Origin of the sequence: Mesorhizobium sp. B2-4-2, assembly GCF_006442845.1 — a bacterium.
In the GTDB taxonomy this organism is placed as follows: domain Bacteria; phylum Pseudomonadota; class Alphaproteobacteria; order Rhizobiales; family Rhizobiaceae; genus Mesorhizobium.
In genome coordinates, this window is sequence record NZ_VFVM01000004.1 from 465,396 (window position 1) to 481,059 (window position 15,664).

General features: G+C 64.0%; 17 protein-coding genes. 10 read left to right on the forward strand and 7 right to left on the reverse strand.

Annotated elements, in window-relative coordinates; all coding sequences use genetic code 11:
- Positions 1-14: 14 nt before the first annotated feature.
- From FJ942_RS12540 to def, 3 genes are read right to left on the reverse strand one after another with little or no spacing between them, the layout of a single operon-like run.
- A complete protein-coding gene (locus FJ942_RS12540) occupies positions 15-521 on the reverse strand; it encodes an N-acetyltransferase (protein ID WP_140514323.1) in 507 nt (168 codons plus the stop codon).
- A complete protein-coding gene (fmt, locus tag FJ942_RS12545) occupies positions 518-1,453 on the reverse strand; it encodes a methionyl-tRNA formyltransferase (RefSeq protein ID WP_140514325.1) in 936 nt (311 codons plus the stop codon). The genes FJ942_RS12540 and fmt overlap by 4 nt, the downstream gene beginning before the upstream one ends.
- A gap of 6 nt (positions 1,454-1,459) precedes the next feature.
- Positions 1,460-1,990, reverse strand: coding sequence for a peptide deformylase (gene def, locus FJ942_RS12550; RefSeq protein ID WP_140897848.1), 531 nt, complete (start codon positions 1,988-1,990; stop codon positions 1,460-1,462).
- Positions 1,991-2,093: 103 nt separating this feature from the next.
- Here def and FJ942_RS12555 point away from each other — a divergent pair, with 103 nt between their 5' ends.
- A complete protein-coding gene (locus FJ942_RS12555) occupies positions 2,094-3,380 on the forward strand; it encodes a DNA recombination protein RmuC (RefSeq protein WP_140491433.1) in 1,287 nt (428 codons plus the stop codon).
- 19 nt (positions 3,381-3,399) lie between these two features.
- Here the strand turns inward: FJ942_RS12555 and FJ942_RS12560 are convergent, their stop codons facing one another.
- Positions 3,400-3,804, reverse strand: coding sequence for a GFA family protein (locus FJ942_RS12560; protein ID WP_140491431.1), 405 nt, complete (start codon positions 3,802-3,804; stop codon positions 3,400-3,402).
- 123 nt (positions 3,805-3,927) lie between these two features.
- On the reverse strand, positions 3,928-4,881 hold the full coding sequence (locus FJ942_RS12565) for a cation diffusion facilitator family transporter (RefSeq protein WP_140524219.1): 954 nt from the start codon (positions 4,879-4,881) through the stop codon (positions 3,928-3,930).
- A 273-nt stretch (positions 4,882-5,154) separates the two neighbouring features.
- Between FJ942_RS12565 and FJ942_RS29010 the strand changes: the two genes are divergently transcribed.
- Positions 5,155-5,280: a hypothetical protein gene (locus FJ942_RS29010; RefSeq protein WP_140491427.1), complete on the forward strand. Its 126-nt coding sequence runs from the start codon at positions 5,155-5,157 to the stop codon at positions 5,278-5,280.
- A gap of 233 nt (positions 5,281-5,513) precedes the next feature.
- Positions 5,514-5,828 carry a quaternary ammonium compound efflux SMR transporter SugE gene (gene sugE / locus FJ942_RS12575; protein ID WP_140491423.1) on the forward strand — a complete coding sequence of 105 codons (315 nt, stop codon included), beginning with the start codon at positions 5,514-5,516 and terminating at the stop codon, positions 5,826-5,828.
- 182 nt (positions 5,829-6,010) lie between these two features.
- Here the strand turns inward: sugE and FJ942_RS12580 are convergent, their stop codons facing one another.
- Positions 6,011-6,439 (reverse strand): DUF6481 family protein, encoded by a 429-nt coding sequence (locus tag FJ942_RS12580; RefSeq protein ID WP_140897849.1) that lies wholly within the window; start codon positions 6,437-6,439, stop codon positions 6,011-6,013.
- A 220-nt stretch (positions 6,440-6,659) separates the two neighbouring features.
- Here FJ942_RS12580 and FJ942_RS12585 point away from each other — a divergent pair, with 220 nt between their 5' ends.
- The 4 genes from FJ942_RS12585 to FJ942_RS12600 all read left to right on the forward strand — a co-directional run bounded on the left by FJ942_RS12585 (position 6,660) and on the right by FJ942_RS12600 (position 10,383).
- Complete coding sequence (locus FJ942_RS12585) at positions 6,660-7,718, forward strand: LLM class flavin-dependent oxidoreductase (protein ID WP_140897850.1); 1,059 nt, start codon at positions 6,660-6,662, stop codon at positions 7,716-7,718.
- 151 nt (positions 7,719-7,869) lie between these two features.
- A complete protein-coding gene (locus FJ942_RS12590) occupies positions 7,870-9,036 on the forward strand; it encodes an AI-2E family transporter (RefSeq protein WP_140491417.1) in 1,167 nt (388 codons plus the stop codon).
- A gap of 73 nt (positions 9,037-9,109) precedes the next feature.
- Positions 9,110-9,358: a hypothetical protein gene (locus tag FJ942_RS12595; RefSeq protein ID WP_140524216.1), complete on the forward strand. Its 249-nt coding sequence runs from the start codon at positions 9,110-9,112 to the stop codon at positions 9,356-9,358.
- 23 nt (positions 9,359-9,381) lie between these two features.
- A complete protein-coding gene (locus FJ942_RS12600) occupies positions 9,382-10,383 on the forward strand; it encodes an LLM class flavin-dependent oxidoreductase (RefSeq protein WP_140524214.1) in 1,002 nt (333 codons plus the stop codon).
- Positions 10,384-10,414: 31 nt separating this feature from the next.
- On the opposite strand, the gene FJ942_RS12605 is transcribed toward FJ942_RS12600, so the two are convergent.
- Complete coding sequence (locus FJ942_RS12605; RefSeq protein WP_140897851.1) at positions 10,415-11,452, reverse strand: LacI family DNA-binding transcriptional regulator; 1,038 nt, start codon at positions 11,450-11,452, stop codon at positions 10,415-10,417.
- 221 nt (positions 11,453-11,673) lie between these two features.
- Between FJ942_RS12605 and FJ942_RS12610 the strand changes: the two genes are divergently transcribed.
- The 3 genes from FJ942_RS12610 to FJ942_RS12620 are packed head-to-tail and all read left to right on the forward strand — an operon-like array spanning position 11,674 to position 15,529.
- A complete protein-coding gene (locus tag FJ942_RS12610) occupies positions 11,674-13,257 on the forward strand; it encodes a sugar ABC transporter ATP-binding protein (protein ID WP_140655302.1) in 1,584 nt (527 codons plus the stop codon).
- Positions 13,254-14,564, forward strand: coding sequence for an ABC transporter permease (locus tag FJ942_RS12615; RefSeq protein WP_140491407.1), 1,311 nt, complete (start codon positions 13,254-13,256; stop codon positions 14,562-14,564). Before FJ942_RS12610 ends, FJ942_RS12615 begins: the two co-directional genes overlap by 4 nt.
- Entirely contained in the window at positions 14,561-15,529 is a 969-nt protein-coding gene (locus FJ942_RS12620) for a substrate-binding domain-containing protein (protein ID WP_140551609.1), read from the forward strand. Before FJ942_RS12615 ends, FJ942_RS12620 begins: the two co-directional genes overlap by 4 nt.
- Positions 15,530-15,664 lie beyond the last annotated feature (135 nt).

Below are 15,664 nucleotides of genomic sequence, written 5' to 3' on the forward strand. Positions count from 1 at the left end.
CTATACGCACTCGCCTAGGCGGCGAGTGCGGTGAAGGCCGAGGCGTAGACCAGCCGGCCGGTTTCGGGAGCGTCGCCCCAGGCCAGCGCCTGCAGCGCCTCGCCCTGGTACTCGCTCTCGAATCCTTCGGCGCGCGCGTGGCTGTAGCCGAAACGGCCGTAGTAGGTGGGGTCGCCCAGCACCACGGCCAGCATCTCGCCGGCGTCGCGCAGGCGGATGTGAGCCTCGCGGATCAGCGCGCCGCCAATGCCGGTGCCGTGAAAGGAGGGCTCCACCGCCAGCGGCGCCAGTGCCACCGCCGGGAAATCCTTGCCGCCGGTGCGGGCGAAAAGCCGCGAAAACAGGATGTGGCCAACCACTTGCCCGTCTTCTTCCGCCACCAGTTCGACAACGGCGTCGCCGCCGGAAACCAGCGCGTCAACCAGCCCGGCCTCCGCCTGCTGGCCGAAAGCGTGTTCCTCGACGAGGCGGATGGCCTCGCGATCCCGCGGCGTCGCCGCGCGTATCGACATCATGCTCATGACAATTTCATTCCTTTTTCGATCTTGGTCCCGCGCAGGAATTCTTGCGCGGCGGCGGGCCTTCCGCCCGCCCGTTGAACTTCGACCAGCCGGATCGCGCCCGCTCCGCAGGCGACCGTCAGGCGGTCGTCGAGAATTCCTCCCGGTTCGCCCATGCCTTGCGCAAGCGTCGAGCGAAGCAGTTTCAGCCGTTCCACCCGGCCACCAATTTCAACCTCGCACCAGGCGCCGGGGAAGGGCGACAGGCCGCGAATGTTATTGTGGACTTCGGCCGCGGGTCGCGTCCAATCCACGTGCGTATCGGATTTATCGATCTTTTTGGCGTAGGTCACCCCCTCAACCGCTTGGGCGGTGAACGCCAGGCTATTCCTTTCCAGCCGCGCCAGCGCTTCCACGATCAGTGCGGCGCTGACGCTCATCAATCGATCATGCAGATCGCCGGCGGTCATATCGGGTTCGATGACGCATTTTTCAACCAGCCCCACCGGGCCGGTGTCGAGGCCTTCTTCCATGCGCATGACCATCATGCCGGTTTCGCTGTCGCCCGCCATAATCGCCCGTTGGATGGGCGCCGCACCGCGCCACCGCGGCAACAGCGAGGCATGGCCGTTGATGCAGCCCAGTCGCGGCGCCTCAAGCACCGCCCTGGGCAGCAGCAGGCCGTAAGCCACGACCACGCCGATATCGGCTTGCAGCGCGCGAAAAGCTGCCTGTTCGGCCTCGCCCTTGAGCGACGTCGGCGTGCGCGTCTCGATGCCCAGCCGTTCCGCCTCGCGCTGTACCGGCGACGGCGTCAGCTCAAGGCCGCGCCGGCCGGCGGCTCGCGGCGGCTGCGTGTAGACGGCCGCGACCTCATGTCCGGCATCGGCAATTGCGCGCAATGTCGGCACCGAAAACTCCGGCGTCCCCATGAAAATGACGCGAAGGGGCATTGTCCCCTATCCCACCAGCTTGCCCGGAGCCTTGTCCTTGGCCAGCTTCTTGAACTTCTTCACCACCATGTCGCGCTTCAGCTTCGAAATGTGGTCGATGAACAGCACGCCGTTGAGATGATCGATCTCATGCTGCAGGCAGGTTGCCATCAGCCCCTCGGCCTCCATTTCCTGCAGCTTGCCATCGCGGGCGAGATACTTGACCCGCACGGAAGCCGGGCGTTCGACCTCGGCATAATAGTCGGGAATCGACAGGCAACCTTCCTCGTAGACGGAGCGCTGGTCGGCGCTTTCCAGGATTTCGGGATTGATGAAGACATGCGGCGCCGGCGTCTCGTCCTCCTTGGCGAGGTCGATCACCAGCATGCGCAGCGGCTCGCCGATCTGGATCGCGGCCAGCCCGATGCCGGGCGCGTCATACATGGTCGCCAGCATGTCGTCGGCCAGTTTGCGCAAGGGCGCGTCGACGCGCTCCACCGGCTTGGAAACCTGGCGCAGGATGGGGTCGGGAAGGATGATGAGCGGCTTGATCGGCATGGCGTCTCACCTAAGACCTTGAATAAAGGGCGTCAACCGGTACGCCGGGGGATCGTTCACGTTTTGATCTGTGCTGGCCGGCCGAATCGTCTATGCTGTGTGCATGAACGACCTGACATCCATCCTTTCGGAACCTGTCGCCCGGCTTGGCGCGACCACGATCACGCTCGGCCATGCGCTGGCGTTCGGGGCCTTTGTGTTTCTTGGCCTGTTCGTGGCGCTTGTCGTCGCGCTGTGGCGCTCGGCCAAGGCGCGCGCCGTGGCCGCTGCCGAAGCCGCCGACCATGCCCGCGACGCCGAGGCGCGGATGGCCGGCATATTGCAAAGCCAAGCCGAGATGCAGGGCCGCATGGGCGCCATCGCGGAAGTCTTCGGCGCGCGGCAGGCGGAACTGACGCAATCGATCGGCCAGCGCCTCGATGCCATGACCGGCCGCCTCGGCCAGACCATGACCGAGCAAACCAAATCCACTCATGAGAGCCTGGCCAAATTGCAGGAGCGGCTGGCCGTCATCGACACCGCGCAAGGCAACATCCAGTCGCTCGCCGGCCAGGTCGTGCAATTGCAGGCGATCCTCTCCAACAAGCAGACGCGCGGCGCCTTCGGCCAGTCGCGCATGGAAGCGATCGTCGCCGACGGTCTGCCGCACGGCGCCTACGAGTTCCAGGCGACCTTGTCCAACGGCAGCCGTCCCGATTGCCTGGTGAAGATGCCCAACGGCGCGCCGGCGCTTGCCGTCGACGCCAAGTTTCCGCTGGAAGCCTGGAACGCCATCCGCGCCGCCGAAGGCGCCGAACAGCAGAAGGTCGCGTCGCAGGCCTTCCGCCGCGACATCGAGGTGCATGTCCGCGATATCGCGGATAAATATCTGATCCAGGGCGAGACGCAGGATACCGCCTTCATGTTCGTGCCGTCGGAATCGGTGTTTGCCGAGATCCACGAAAATTTCGAGGCGGTGGTGCAGAAGGCGCACCGCGCCCGCGTCGTCATCGTCTCGCCGTCGCTCCTGATGCTGTCGATCCAGGTCATCCAGGCGATCCTGAAGGATGCCCGTATGCGCGAGCAGGCACACCTGATCCAGGGCGAGGTGATCCGGCTGATGGAGGATGTTTCGCGCGTCGACGAGCGGGTGCGCAAATTGCAGGGCCATTTTGCCCAGTCGGCCAAGGATATAGACGACATCCTCGTCTCGACGTCGAAGGTGACCAAACGCGGCCAGAAGATCGAAGCTCTGGAGTTTGGGGCGCAGCCCGGAGGCGATGCCGACCCTGACATGGCGTCACCAGCCCCTGCGAAGCCGGAACCCGGCCCGCGCGTTGTCGATTCCCCACGCGTTGCCGATTCAAAGACCGGCCAGCTCAGGCTGAGGGTCGTCGAAGGCGACGAATGAGGCGCCGCACCGGACGGCGCTACTGCTCCTCCACTGTGGTCATGCCGTGAAATTCAGGTAGCCAGTGAAGCGCCGAGCGGTGCCATTTTTGCAGTGTCGGAATCAAATCCTGGCGTTGCCGCGCGGTTCCCACTCGAATGCCGTAGACCTTTGGGCCATCTCCGACCGACGTGGCGTAAAGGTGCGAACCGCAGTCGGCGCAAAAGGCCTGGACGCGCTTGGCGCCGCTTGCCACGGTCTTGATGTAGACCTTCGGTGTACCCTTTGTGATCCGGTAGTGATCTTCAGGCGCCGGAACGGTGACGCGAAAGGCCGTACCGGTCAACTGTTGGCAATCGGTACAATGGCAGATCGAGGTCTTTTCCGGTTCGACCTCCGCCTCATAGGTGATGGCACCACAATGACAGCCGCCGTCGATCTTCATAATCAGTCCTCCAAAACTCGATCGGCTGATTTTAGCGGCGCAGCGTCGCAAGGCAACGACGCGACGCTGGTCCAAGACATAATCCCGAGGAGTGAAATGTGCTTTCGAGACCTGCTCAAAACTCTACTCGGATGCCGATTCGATCAGCTTGCGCCGCTGTTCCCAGGTGCCTGTCGTCTGCGGCTTGACGAACAGCCGGGTGATCTCGGGCATTTCCTTCCTTAGCCGCGCTTCGAGGCGCTCGACGCAGGCTTCGATTTCCGGCGCCGACAGATGGTCCTCGAATTCGATGCTCAGGCCGGCAACGATTTCTTCCGGCCCCAGGTGGACCGTCAGGACGCCGTTCGCCCGCTGCACCGCCGGATCCTGCTGCGCGATCGCCAGCACTTCTTTCTGCACCGCGGGCGAAGCAGGCTCGCCGATGAGCAGCCCCTTGCTCTCGCGCGCCAGGAAGGCCGCGGTCGCACCCAGGATCAGCGCAATGCCGATCGAGGCGGCGCCGTCCAGTTCCGGCATCTCGAAAATCTCCGCCGCCAATATGCCGGCAAAGGCGACGATCAGGCCGAGAAGCGCGGCACTGTCCTCGAACAGCACTGTGTAGACGCTTGGATCCTTGCTCGATTGCACGGCCTGCAGCCAGCCCTGCTGGCCCTTCTGCCGGCGGAATTCCCTCAGCGCCACCAGCCATGAGCTGCCCTCGAACAGAAACGACAGGCCGAGCACGATGTAATTGACCCTGACATTGGCGGCCGGTTCGGGCGCAATGATGTGCGTCACGCCTTCGTAGAACGATACGCCGGCGCCGAGCGCGAAGACGAGAAGCGCCACGATGAAGCTCCAGAAGTAGAGCTCGCGGCCATGGCCGAGCGGATGCGCGCGGGTGGCCGGGCGTGCGGCGCGATGCATGCCATAAAGCAGCAGGCTGCCATTGCCGGTATCGACCAGCGAATGCACGCCTTCCGAAAACATCGCCGAACTGCCGGTGAAGAAGGCTGCGACGAATTTGGTCAGCGCGATCGCGAGATTGCCGGCGAGCGCCGCGTAGATGACCGTTCGAGAGCCGCCATGCCCCGCCATTGCTTCCCTGTCGTCCTGTCCGACACGCGAAGTCTAGAGTAATTGCAGGAAAAGTGGGAGCCGATTTCCTTGAGATCATGCTGCGGGCCCGCCGAAATTCCGCGGCCATCGCGACGCACCAACACCCCGTCCGTTCAAGTCGCTGCGCGCCGGTTCGGATTCATAAGGCCGCCGAAACAGGTTGCCGGTTTTCGCGGCCGTCACCGCGAACGGCCCTTGCCTACAGGCATTTCTCTTGTTTCACTTCACTTCCCGCAACTGGAGGAACGAATCATGGCAAAAGGTGCGATGAAGGCAGGCAAGGAGGCCCGCAAGCCAAAGAAGGACGCCAAGAAGCCGGCCGCTGCTCCCACGCTCAAGGCGCCGCCGGTCAAGGCAACGAGGCTCAAGGAAAAATAGTCGCGTGCCTCGGATGGAGTTCGCCGGCGGCGTTCGGAACACCGCCGGCAGTTTGTTGATCGGGCGTTAAGACACCCTATATCTGGTGCGGGGACGACCCCACATCTCCTGAAATCCGGTCGGGACGACCCGCCCACTGTCTGATAGGGCATCGGCTGCCGCGGTGCTCGGTCGATCGCGCATTGCATCGTCCTGAACGGACGTCGGTGCGATGCTTGGATGGAGCGTTCCCCATGTCATGGATTTTTCTGTTTTTCGCCGGCCTGTTCGAGATCGGCTGGGCAATCGGCCTCAAATATACCGACGGATTCACCCGCCTCGTCCCGACCGTGCTCACGGTCGCCTCGATGATCGTCAGCCTCACGCTGCTTGGACTGGCGCTGAAAGCGCTGCCCGTCGGCACCGCCTATGCGGTGTGGACCGGCATCGGCACGGTCGGCACGGCGCTGCTCGGTATCTGGCTGCTCGGCGAGCCGGCGACCGTCATCAGGCTCGCCTGCATCGCGCTCATCGTCTGCGGCATTATGGGGCTGAAATTCGCGGCATAAAGCAATCCAGGGAGCGAAGCGGTTTTCCATCCGAAATTGCGTCGAAGCAAACAGAGCAATTTTGCGAAAGTCGCATCACGAACGGCGTCGGCAATCGCATGAATTGGCGCGCGGACAAACGCATGCAGGGCCGCTTCGCAGCGACCCTGATCCTCGAAGCAGGTTGCTCCGGCGGTCTGAGGCTAGCGGCCGGTAAAGCCTGGCGGTGTCCTGCCGGTGCGCGCCTTGCGCGCCGCATAGCGCGCGTCGCGCTTCGCCTTGCGCTCGGCCTCGTCGGCCAGCAGACGCGCGATGCGCTCGGCCTCTTCGGCTTCCCGAATCCTGGCTTCCGCCTGCGCCGCCTCTTCGGCCGCGACCCGTGCGGCTTCGGCTGCGGTCTCGCGCTCGGCCTTCTCGATTGCCTCGCGTGCCAGCCTTTCCTGCTTCAGCCTCGCCTTCTCGGCCTCGCGTATCTCACGCGCCGCAAGGATAGCCTTGCGTTCGGCCTGTCGCGCCAGCACCGCGGGATCGTCCGCCGCCGGTTTTGACTTGAAGCGCTCCAGAAGCGCCTTCTTTGCCTCGTTCGCGGCGTTGCGCCGCTCGAAAATGTCTTTTTCCCTGTAGATAGCCAAGTCCACTTCCCTGAAGTCAATTCGCGACGCTTACATACGCGCGAAAACCGGGAGTTCAAGCGCCAAAACGGTATGCCAGCCATGAAATTCCGTGCTGTTGCAGCCGGGAGACGCCTTCGCGGCCGAAACGGACACGCACTGTTCGCAGTCAGACCCTCTGGTGGTGATACGGGCTGATCGCTACCTCTAGCGCGAAAATCAAACGCCAGGATGACACCAGATGGAACTCGGTCTCTACACTTTCGCCGACGTCAGCCCGCAGCCGGGCCCCGGCGCAATCGGCCCGCACGAGCGGCTGCGCAACCTGATCGAGGAGATCGAACTGGCCGATCAGGTCGGCCTCGACGTTTTCGGCCTCGGCGAGCATCACCGGCCGGACTATGCCGCGTCCGCGCCTGTCGTGGCTCTGGCCGCGGCGGCCGAGCACACCAAACGCATAAAACTGACCAGCGCCGTCACTGTCCTGTCCTCGGACGATCCGGTCCGCGTCTTCCAGCAATTCGCCACGCTCGACCTGCTTTCCGTCGGCCGGGCCGAAATCATGGCCGGGCGCGGCTCGTTCATCGAGTCCTTTCCGCTGTTCGGCTACAATCTTGAGGATTATGACGAGCTGTTCGCCGAAAAGCTCGACCTGCTGCTCGCCATCCGCGATCAGGTGAAGATCACCTGGTCGGGCAATCTGCGCGCGCCGATCAACGATCGCGGCGTCTACCCGCGCCCCTTGCAGGAAAAACTGCCGATCTGGATCGCCATCGGCGGCACGCCGCAGTCCGCCGCCCGCGCGGGCGCGCTCGGCCTGCCGCTGGCGCTCGCCATCATCGGCGGCGAGCCGGCGCGGTTCGCGCCGCTGTTCGACCTCTACCGCGAGGCCGCCAGGCGCGCGGGCGCCGATCCGAAGGGTCTTGCCACCAGCACCAACGTCCACGGCTTCATCGCCGACACGACCGAGAAGGCGGCCGACGATTTCTATGGCCCACAGGCCGAGGTGATGAACCGCATCGGCCGCGAGCGCGGCTGGGGTCCGACCTCGCGGGCGCATTTCGACCAGTCACGCGGCCCGGGCGGCGCCTTGTTCGTCGGCAATCCCGAGCAGGTGGCCGAGAAGATCGTCGCCCAGCACAAGATCTTCGGCAATGACCGCTTTTTGCTGCAGATGGCGATCGGCATCATGCCGCATGCCAAGGTCATGAAGGCGATTGAACTCTACGGCACCAGGGTGGCGCCGATCGTGCGCAAGGAAACGGCTGACGCCGTCCCGGCCCCGGCGCCTGCCGCGTAGTGTTGCACTTCCGCGAAAAATTGCGCGGGAACAATAACCGCGACGGCGGGCCTCGTGGGCTCGCCGTCAACGCCGGCTCACGGAACCTTGGACCGGCAGGGGCGTTTTCTCAGCGGTTGCGCCAATTGCGGTGCGCCGCCGAGGGACCGTGATGAAAGCTGACCCCACCGCTTCGGTCGCGGGCGTTTCCGAAGCAGAAGAGGCGCGCATCGCCGCCCGCGCCGACACGCATCTGATACGCTCGCTGCTCGTCGGCATCTTCATCTTCATGGCCATCTACGCGCTCTATTTCGCCCGTGCCTTCTTCATGCCGGTCATACTGGCCTTTCTGCTGGCATTGACGCTGACGCCGATCGTCAGGCTTCTGCGCAAGCGCGGCATACCCGAGGTGATTTCGGCGACGCTTCTGGTGCTTCTGTCCCTCTGCCTCTTCGCCAGCGCCGGCTACCTGCTGAGCGGCCCGGTGATCGATCTCATCAACAACACTTCGTCGATCGGCCAGCGGCTGACCGAGCGGCTGGCGCATTTGCGACCTCCGCTCGAGAGGATGATGGAGGTTACACATCAGATCGAAGGCCTCACCGAGACGTCGCAGGAGCCGGGCATACAGAAAGTCGCGGTAGCCCAGTCTGGCTTCCTGTCGTCGGCGGCCTCGAACATTCTTTCGGCGGGAACAAGCCTGACCATCATCTTCGTGCTGTCGCTGTTCCTGCTTGCTTCAGGCACGATGTTCTATGAAAAGATCATCCAGTCCTTCGCCAGCCTCACCGAGAAGAAGCGGGCGCTGCGGGTCGTTTACGACGTGGAACGGGAAATCTCGCACTATCTGCTCACCGTCACCATCATCAATATCGGCCTCGGCACGATCATTGGCCTTGGTCTGTGGGCACTCGGTATGCCCAACCCGCTCGTCTGGGGCGCCACGGCCGCTCTGCTTAATTTCCTGCCCTATGTCGGCGCCATGATCACGCTCATCGTGGTCACGATCATCGCGCTGATCAGCTTCGACACGATCTCCTATGCGTTGTTGGCGCCTGCCTTCCTGCTTTTGTGCGACATCGTCGAAGGCCAATTCGTAACGCCGATGGTTGTCGGCCGGCGGCTCGAGATCAACGCCGTGGCGATCTTCATCGCCATTGCCTTCTGGTCATGGCTATGGGGCTTTGTCGGCGCGCTGATGGCGGTGCCGCTGCTGGTCCTCATCAAGGTGTTCTGCGATCACTTCGATGGTCTGAGCCATGTCGGCAACTTCCTGGCGGCACAACATCTCTCGGCGGTGGAAGATGAGGCCACCGAGGAAGGTAAGGCTCCGGCATAAAGCCGCGCGTCTGGTTTGCGGCGCCTGGCTCGAATGCCTATATCCGGCCGGTCCAATGGCCGGTGCCCTTCCCATGAGCGATGCTTCCTTCGACCTCGACGACTGTTTCGCTCGCATCGGCCATGCCGGCTTGCGCGATGCGCGGCTGGGCGCGTCGCCAACATTTGGCGTCGACAGATCCGGGCTTGCATTTCCTGTCCATCATCGCGGCAGCCCCGCCGAGCAGAAACGCATGGCCGCGGCCAGCGGATTTGCCGATGCGCTCGGGGGCGGCTTGGCATCCTCATTCCCGACCGCACGGCCTTCGAGGCAGGGTGCTTGAGATAAACCTCGTGGAGACCTGACATGGCAGCCCTTTCCGTCCTCGACCTGTCGCCGATCGTCGAAGGCAGCGATGCCTCGCAGTCGCTGGCCAATTCGCTCGATCTTGCCCGCCATGCCGAGCGGCTGGGCTACAAGCGCTATTGGCTGGCCGAGCATCATAACATGCCGGGCATCGCAAGTGCCGCCACCTCGGTCGTCATTGCCCATGTCGCGGGCGGCACCAAGACCATTCGCGTCGGCGCCGGCGGCATCATGTTGCCCAATCACTCGCCGCTGGTCATCGCCGAGCAGTTCGGCACGCTGGCCGCCTTGTTCCCCGGCCGCATCGATCTCGGCCTCGGCAGGGCGCCCGGCACGGACATGAACACGGCGCGCGCGTTGCGCCGCAATCTCGAGGCCGGTGCCGACAATTTTCCGCAGGACGTCGTCGAGCTGATGGGCTATTTCCTGCCGGCGGAAGAGGGCCAGCGGCTGCGCGCCGTGCCGGGTGAAGGCCAGACCGTGCCGGTCTGGATCCTCGGCTCCAGCCTGTATGGCGCCCAGCTTGCCGCCATGCTCGGCCTGCCCTACGCCTTCGCTTCGCATTTCGCGCCGGCCGAGCTAGACCATGCGCTGGACATCTACCGCTCCCGCTTCCAGCCGTCGGAACAGCTCGACAAGCCCTATGTCATGCTCGGCCTCAACGTCTTTGCGGCGCCCACCGACACTGAGGCACGACTGCTGTTCACCTCGCTGCAGCAGGCTTTCGTCAATCTGCGCACCGGCCGCCCCGGAAAATTGCCGCCACCGGTCGAGAACTATGACCGCGATCTCGATCCGATGGCCAAGTCCATGCTCGGCCAAGCGCTGTCCTGCGCCGTCGTCGGCTCGCCGGAAACGGTGCGGCAAGGCATCGACGCCTTCGTTCGCCGCACCGGCGCCGACGAATTGATGGTCACCGCGCAGATATTCGATCATGCGGCTCGGGTGAGGTCCTTCGAAATCCTGGCCGACGCCCACAAATCGCTGTCGCAAGCGGCGTGAGATTTCCAGCTCGGCGCTTGCCGATAGCGATTCAACCACTGAACCGCTCTACGCAACTCACACTCTGCGCCACCGCTCCCAGCGGTCGGCATGAATTGCGGATCATCAGCCGGCCCTTGAGCACCAGCTTGCGCGGCGGCGCGTCGCGATTTCCGGCAAGGCGGTCGAGCAGCAAATTGGCCGCCTGTTCGCCGATCGCCTGCACCGGCTGCGCCACCGTGGTCAGTTGCGGGACAAACACGTCCGACCACGGAAAATCGTCGAAACAGGCGATCGAAACATCTTCCGGGCAGGACAGGCCGATATCGCGGATCGCCTTCATGGTGCCGATCACCATCGGATTGTTGGCTGAGAAGATCGCGCTCGGCCTGTCGTGCAGCGACAACAGCTGCATGGCCGCGTTATAGCCGTCGATCTCGTGAAAATTGCCGGAACGTACCAGCTCCTCGGCGACCGGCAGGCCGGCTGCCTGAAGCGCTTCGCGATATCCGGCCATGCGATCATGCATCGGTGAGATATCCGACGTTCCGGTGATGTAGCCGATGCGCCGGTGCCCGAGATGTATCAGGTAGGTGATGGCGTCGAACACGGCGCGCTGGTTGTCGAGCACCACGGCATCCGTGTCGACACCGTCGCAGATGCGGTCAAGCAGGACGACCGGCACGTTGGCGTCGTCGACGATGCGCTTGAGGATCGTCCCATCGCCGACCCGCGCCACGATCAGCCCGTCGACCATACGGTCGAGCAGCAGCCTGATCTGGTCGTCCTGGGTGTTGAGGTCCTCGTCCGTGCAGCACAGCATGACCGCATAGCCGGCGCGGTCGAAGGCCTGCTGGATGACTGACACGACATCGGTGAAGAACGGATTGGTGATGTGCGGGACAGTCAATCCAATGGTGCGCGTTGTGCCCATTTTCAGGCTGCGGGCGATCGCATTGCGCTTGTAGCCGATATCGCGGATCGCCTGCTCGATGCGCTGGCTGAGCTCCGGACTGACGGTCGCCGTGCCGTTGATCAGCGCCGAAACCGTGGCGACCGACACGCGCGCCGCTTCGGCCACGTGAAGCATGGTCGGCGCCGTCGATTTTCGCTGCCTTGTCTTGCTTGGCCCTGCCATTTTCGAAACGTTTCGCCGCCTCTCTATGCATCATACCTACGGAATATCGCGGTTTTTCGCAAGAATTGAAATGAGCCAATCTCACGTCACCAGATAGAAGCTTGACAGGATCGAAACGTTTAGAATAGCGTTCATGAGGGTCAGACGACGACGGAAGGGAGGCCGCCTTTGTCATGGAGCACGGAAATTCCATCGCGCGTCGGGATGTTGCGGCGGATCGTTCGGATGTCGTCCTAAGCGCTGAGCACGTATCCAAGAGCTTCGGCGGCATTGCCGCCTTGGTCGACGTCGGTTTCGAGCTGCGGCGCGGCGAAGTCCACGCCTTGATGGGCGAGAACGGCGCCGGCAAGTCGACGCTGATGAAAATCCTTTCCGGTGTCTACACCGGCTACGACGGCACGGTTCGCGTCGACGGCGTAGCCGCGAATTTTGCCGGCGTGCGCGACGCCGAGGCCGCCGGCATTGCCATCATCCACCAGGAGCTCAATCTGGTTCCCGAACTCAGCGTCGCCGACAACATCTTTCTCGGACGCGAGAAGCTGATCGCCGGGCTGATCGTCGACCGCAAGGCGAGCAGCCGCGCCGCCAGCGCCCTTCTGCAGCGGCTGGGCATCGAGCTCGACCCGGAAGCCCGTGTCGGCACCTTGCGCGTCGGCGAACAGCAACTGGTCGAGATCGCCAAGGCGCTGTCGATGTCGGCGCGCATCCTGATCATGGACGAGCCGACCTCGGCGCTTTCTCCAGCCGAATGCCAGAGGCTGTTCCGCATCATCCGCCAGCTTGCCGACAGCGGCGTCGCCATCGTCTACATCTCGCACCGCATCGACGAGGTCATGCACCTGGCGGGCAGGGTCACTGTGTTTCGCGACGGACGCCACGTGCTGACGCGGCCGATGGGCGAGCTCGACGAGAACGCCATCATTTCGGCAATGGTCGGGCGAGACCTGCTAGCCTCCTCGGAAGAGGAGCGCCGTTCCGGCGGCGAAATCGTGCTTTCCGTCGAGAACCTGTCGCTGACGAAACCCGACGCCCATGGCTGGCGCACCGTGATCGACGGAGTCAGCCTCGAACTCGCCGAAGGCGAGATCCTTGGCATTGGCGGGCTGCTGGGTTCAGGGCGCACCGAAATCCTGGAGGCGATCTTCGGCTCGAGCGATGGCCGCACCGGCGGCGAGATCCGGCTCGACGGCGCGCCGGTCGAGATCCGCTCGCCGCGCGATGCCAGGCGCCTCGGCATTGCGCTGGTGACCGAGGACCGCAAGACCCAAGGCCTGCATCTCCAGGCTTCCATTACAGACAACGTCGCATTGCCGCTGGTCGGATCGCTGGCGCGTTTCGGCATCCGTTCGCTGGCCGGCGAACAGGAGCTGGCGCGCCACGCGGTCCGGGCGCTCGGCATACGCTGCGAGGACATCGACCAGCCAGCCGGCACGCTGTCGGGCGGCAACCAGCAGAAGGTCGTCATCGGCAAATGGCTGGCGACACGGCCGCGCGTGCTTCTTCTCGACGAGCCGACGCGCGGCATCGACGTCGGCGCCAAGCGCGAGATCTACGATCTCATCTTCAAGCTTGCGCGCGACGGGCTGGCCATTGCCGTCATCAGCTCCGAATTGCCGGAACTGCTGCACCTCTCCGACCGCATTCTGGTGATGGCCGATGGCCGCCAGACCGGCATCCTTTCCCGCGATGCGGCGAGCGAGGAGGCCATCATGCGTCTCGCCGCGCCGCGCCGCACGATTTCGAGACCTGCCGCATGACCGCCTTGAAACTCCTGTCCCGCACCAAGCTCTATTGGGGCCTCATCGCCATCTTCCTGATCGGCGTGCTGGGCTCGCCGGTCAGCTCCAAGGGCAACAACATCTTCCTGTCCTACGGCAATCTGCTCGACGTGCTGCGCCAGGTGTCGACCACCGGCCTGATCGCCACCGGCATGACGGCGGTGATCATCACCGGCGGCATCGATCTTTCCGTCGGTTCGCTGATGGCCATCTGTTCGGTGGTCTGCGCCATGCTGCTGACGGTTCCGGGCGTGACGCCGGGAGTGGTGCTTGGCGTGCCCACCGTCGCCGTGGTGGCGCTCTGTCTCGGCTTTATCGTCACCCGCTTCATCTTCCTCAATCTCGAAAAGTCGCGCGCCGGCGCCGATGCCTCGCGCGACGCAAGGCTGGACCGCGCCCGCGGCCTGGTCACGCCGGCAATCGTCGGCGTGGTCCTGTGCTGTCTTTCCCTGTGGTACCTGCTGCCGCAGGTCGAGCCCAAATTCGGCGTCCTCGGCGTGCTGCTGGTCGCGCCATGCGTGGGCCTGCTGTTCGGTGCGCTCAACGGCTTCATCATCGTTGCCGGGCGGCTGCAGCCCTTCATCGTCACCCTGGCGATGATGGTGACGGCGTTGGGCATCGCCCGGCTGACCGCCGGCCAGAACAATGCTGTGCTGCCGGTCTATACCGGCTCGAACGCCACCGAGGATTTCGAGCTGCTGCGCTCGATGGTGTTCGGCGTCATTCCGATGCCCGGCCTGTTCTTCCTCGGCGCCATCCTGATCTATGGCGCGGTGCTGCGCTTCACGCCGTTCGGCCGCTATGTCTACGCCATCGGCGGCAATGAGGAGGCGGCCAGGCTTTCCGGCATCGCCGCCGGCCGGGTCAAGATCGTCACCTACGCCGTTTCGGGCCTGCTCGCCGGCATTGCCGCGGTGCTCTATGTCGCGCAGTACCGGCAAGGCAAGCCCGATGCCGGCGCCGGCCTGGAGCTCGACGCCATCGCCGCCGTGGTCATCGGCGGCACCAGCCTGATGGGTGGGCGCGGCAGCCTCACGGGGACGTTCTGCGGCGTGCTGATCTTCGGGCTGCTGTCCAACATATTGCAGCTCCACAACATCAATTCGAACCTTCAGCTGGTGCTGAAGGGGATGATCATCATCGGCACAGTGCTCGTGCAGGAGCGCAATGCCGGTGATCTCCTAGCCTATCTGCGCCTGCCCGGAGCGGCGCACAAGGAAACGGCCGCGGCAAAACGGCCGTCGCAAGAGACCCGGTCTCTCAATCTCGGAGGAAACAAGAAATGAAACGACGTGACACGCTGAAGCTTGCCGCCCTTGGCGCGGCATTGCTGACCACCACCGCGCTGCTCTCCACCGGCCACGCCTTGGCCCAGGACAAGAAGTGGAAGATCGGCTTCTCGCAGGTGACGACCATCGAGCCTTGGCGCGCGCAGTTCAACAAGGACATACTGGCTGAGGCCGCCAAGCACCCCGAGGTCGAGCTGATCATCACCGACGGCGAGGATAAGACCGAGAAGCAGGTTGCCGATGTCGAGAACCTGATCCGCCAGGAGGTCGATGCGCTCTTGGTGTCGCCAAAGGAATCGGCCGGCCTGACCGGCGTCGTGCAGCAGGCGATCGACGCCAAGATCCCGGTCTTCGTGCTCGACCGCAATGTCGACACCAAGGACTACACCCAGTTCGTCGGCGGCGACAACAAGCTGATCGGCCGCGCGGCCGGCGAATATGCCGTCGAGCTGCTCGGCGGCAAGGGCAAGGCATCGGGCAATGTCGTCGAGATCTGGGGCGGCATGGGCACCCAGCCGGCGCATGACCGCCATGACGGCTTCCATGAGTTCACCGACAAGGAGCCGGGCATCAAGTACCTGCTCGACCAGCAGTCGGGCGACTGGAAGCAGGACCAGGCCTATAATCTGATGGCCAACGCGCTGAAGAGCAACGAGAAGATCGATCTCGTCTACGGCCACAACGACCCGATGGCCTATGGCGCCTATCTTGCCGCCAAGGATGTCGGCCGCGAGAAGGACATCAAGTTCATCGGCATCGACGGCCTGCCCAACGAAGGCGTGCAGATGGTGAACAAGGGCGAGCTGACGGCGACCTTCACCTATGTCACCCCGGGCGCCGAGGGCCTTCGGCAGGCGATCAAGTTCCTCAATGGCGAGAAGGTCGAAAAGACCATCACCTTGCCGACGCAGAAGATCACCAAGGAAAACGCCGCCCAGGTGCTGAAGGACAACGGCCTCTGAGATTTCGCCGGAGATAAGCGCCGGCCCAAGGTCCAGGTTCTTCGTCCCAGGACAGCTTGGCGCCCACCTCTCCCCCGTCGATCGGGGGAGAGGTGTCGAGCGAAGCTCGACGGAGTGGGAGTCGACCCTTGGCGC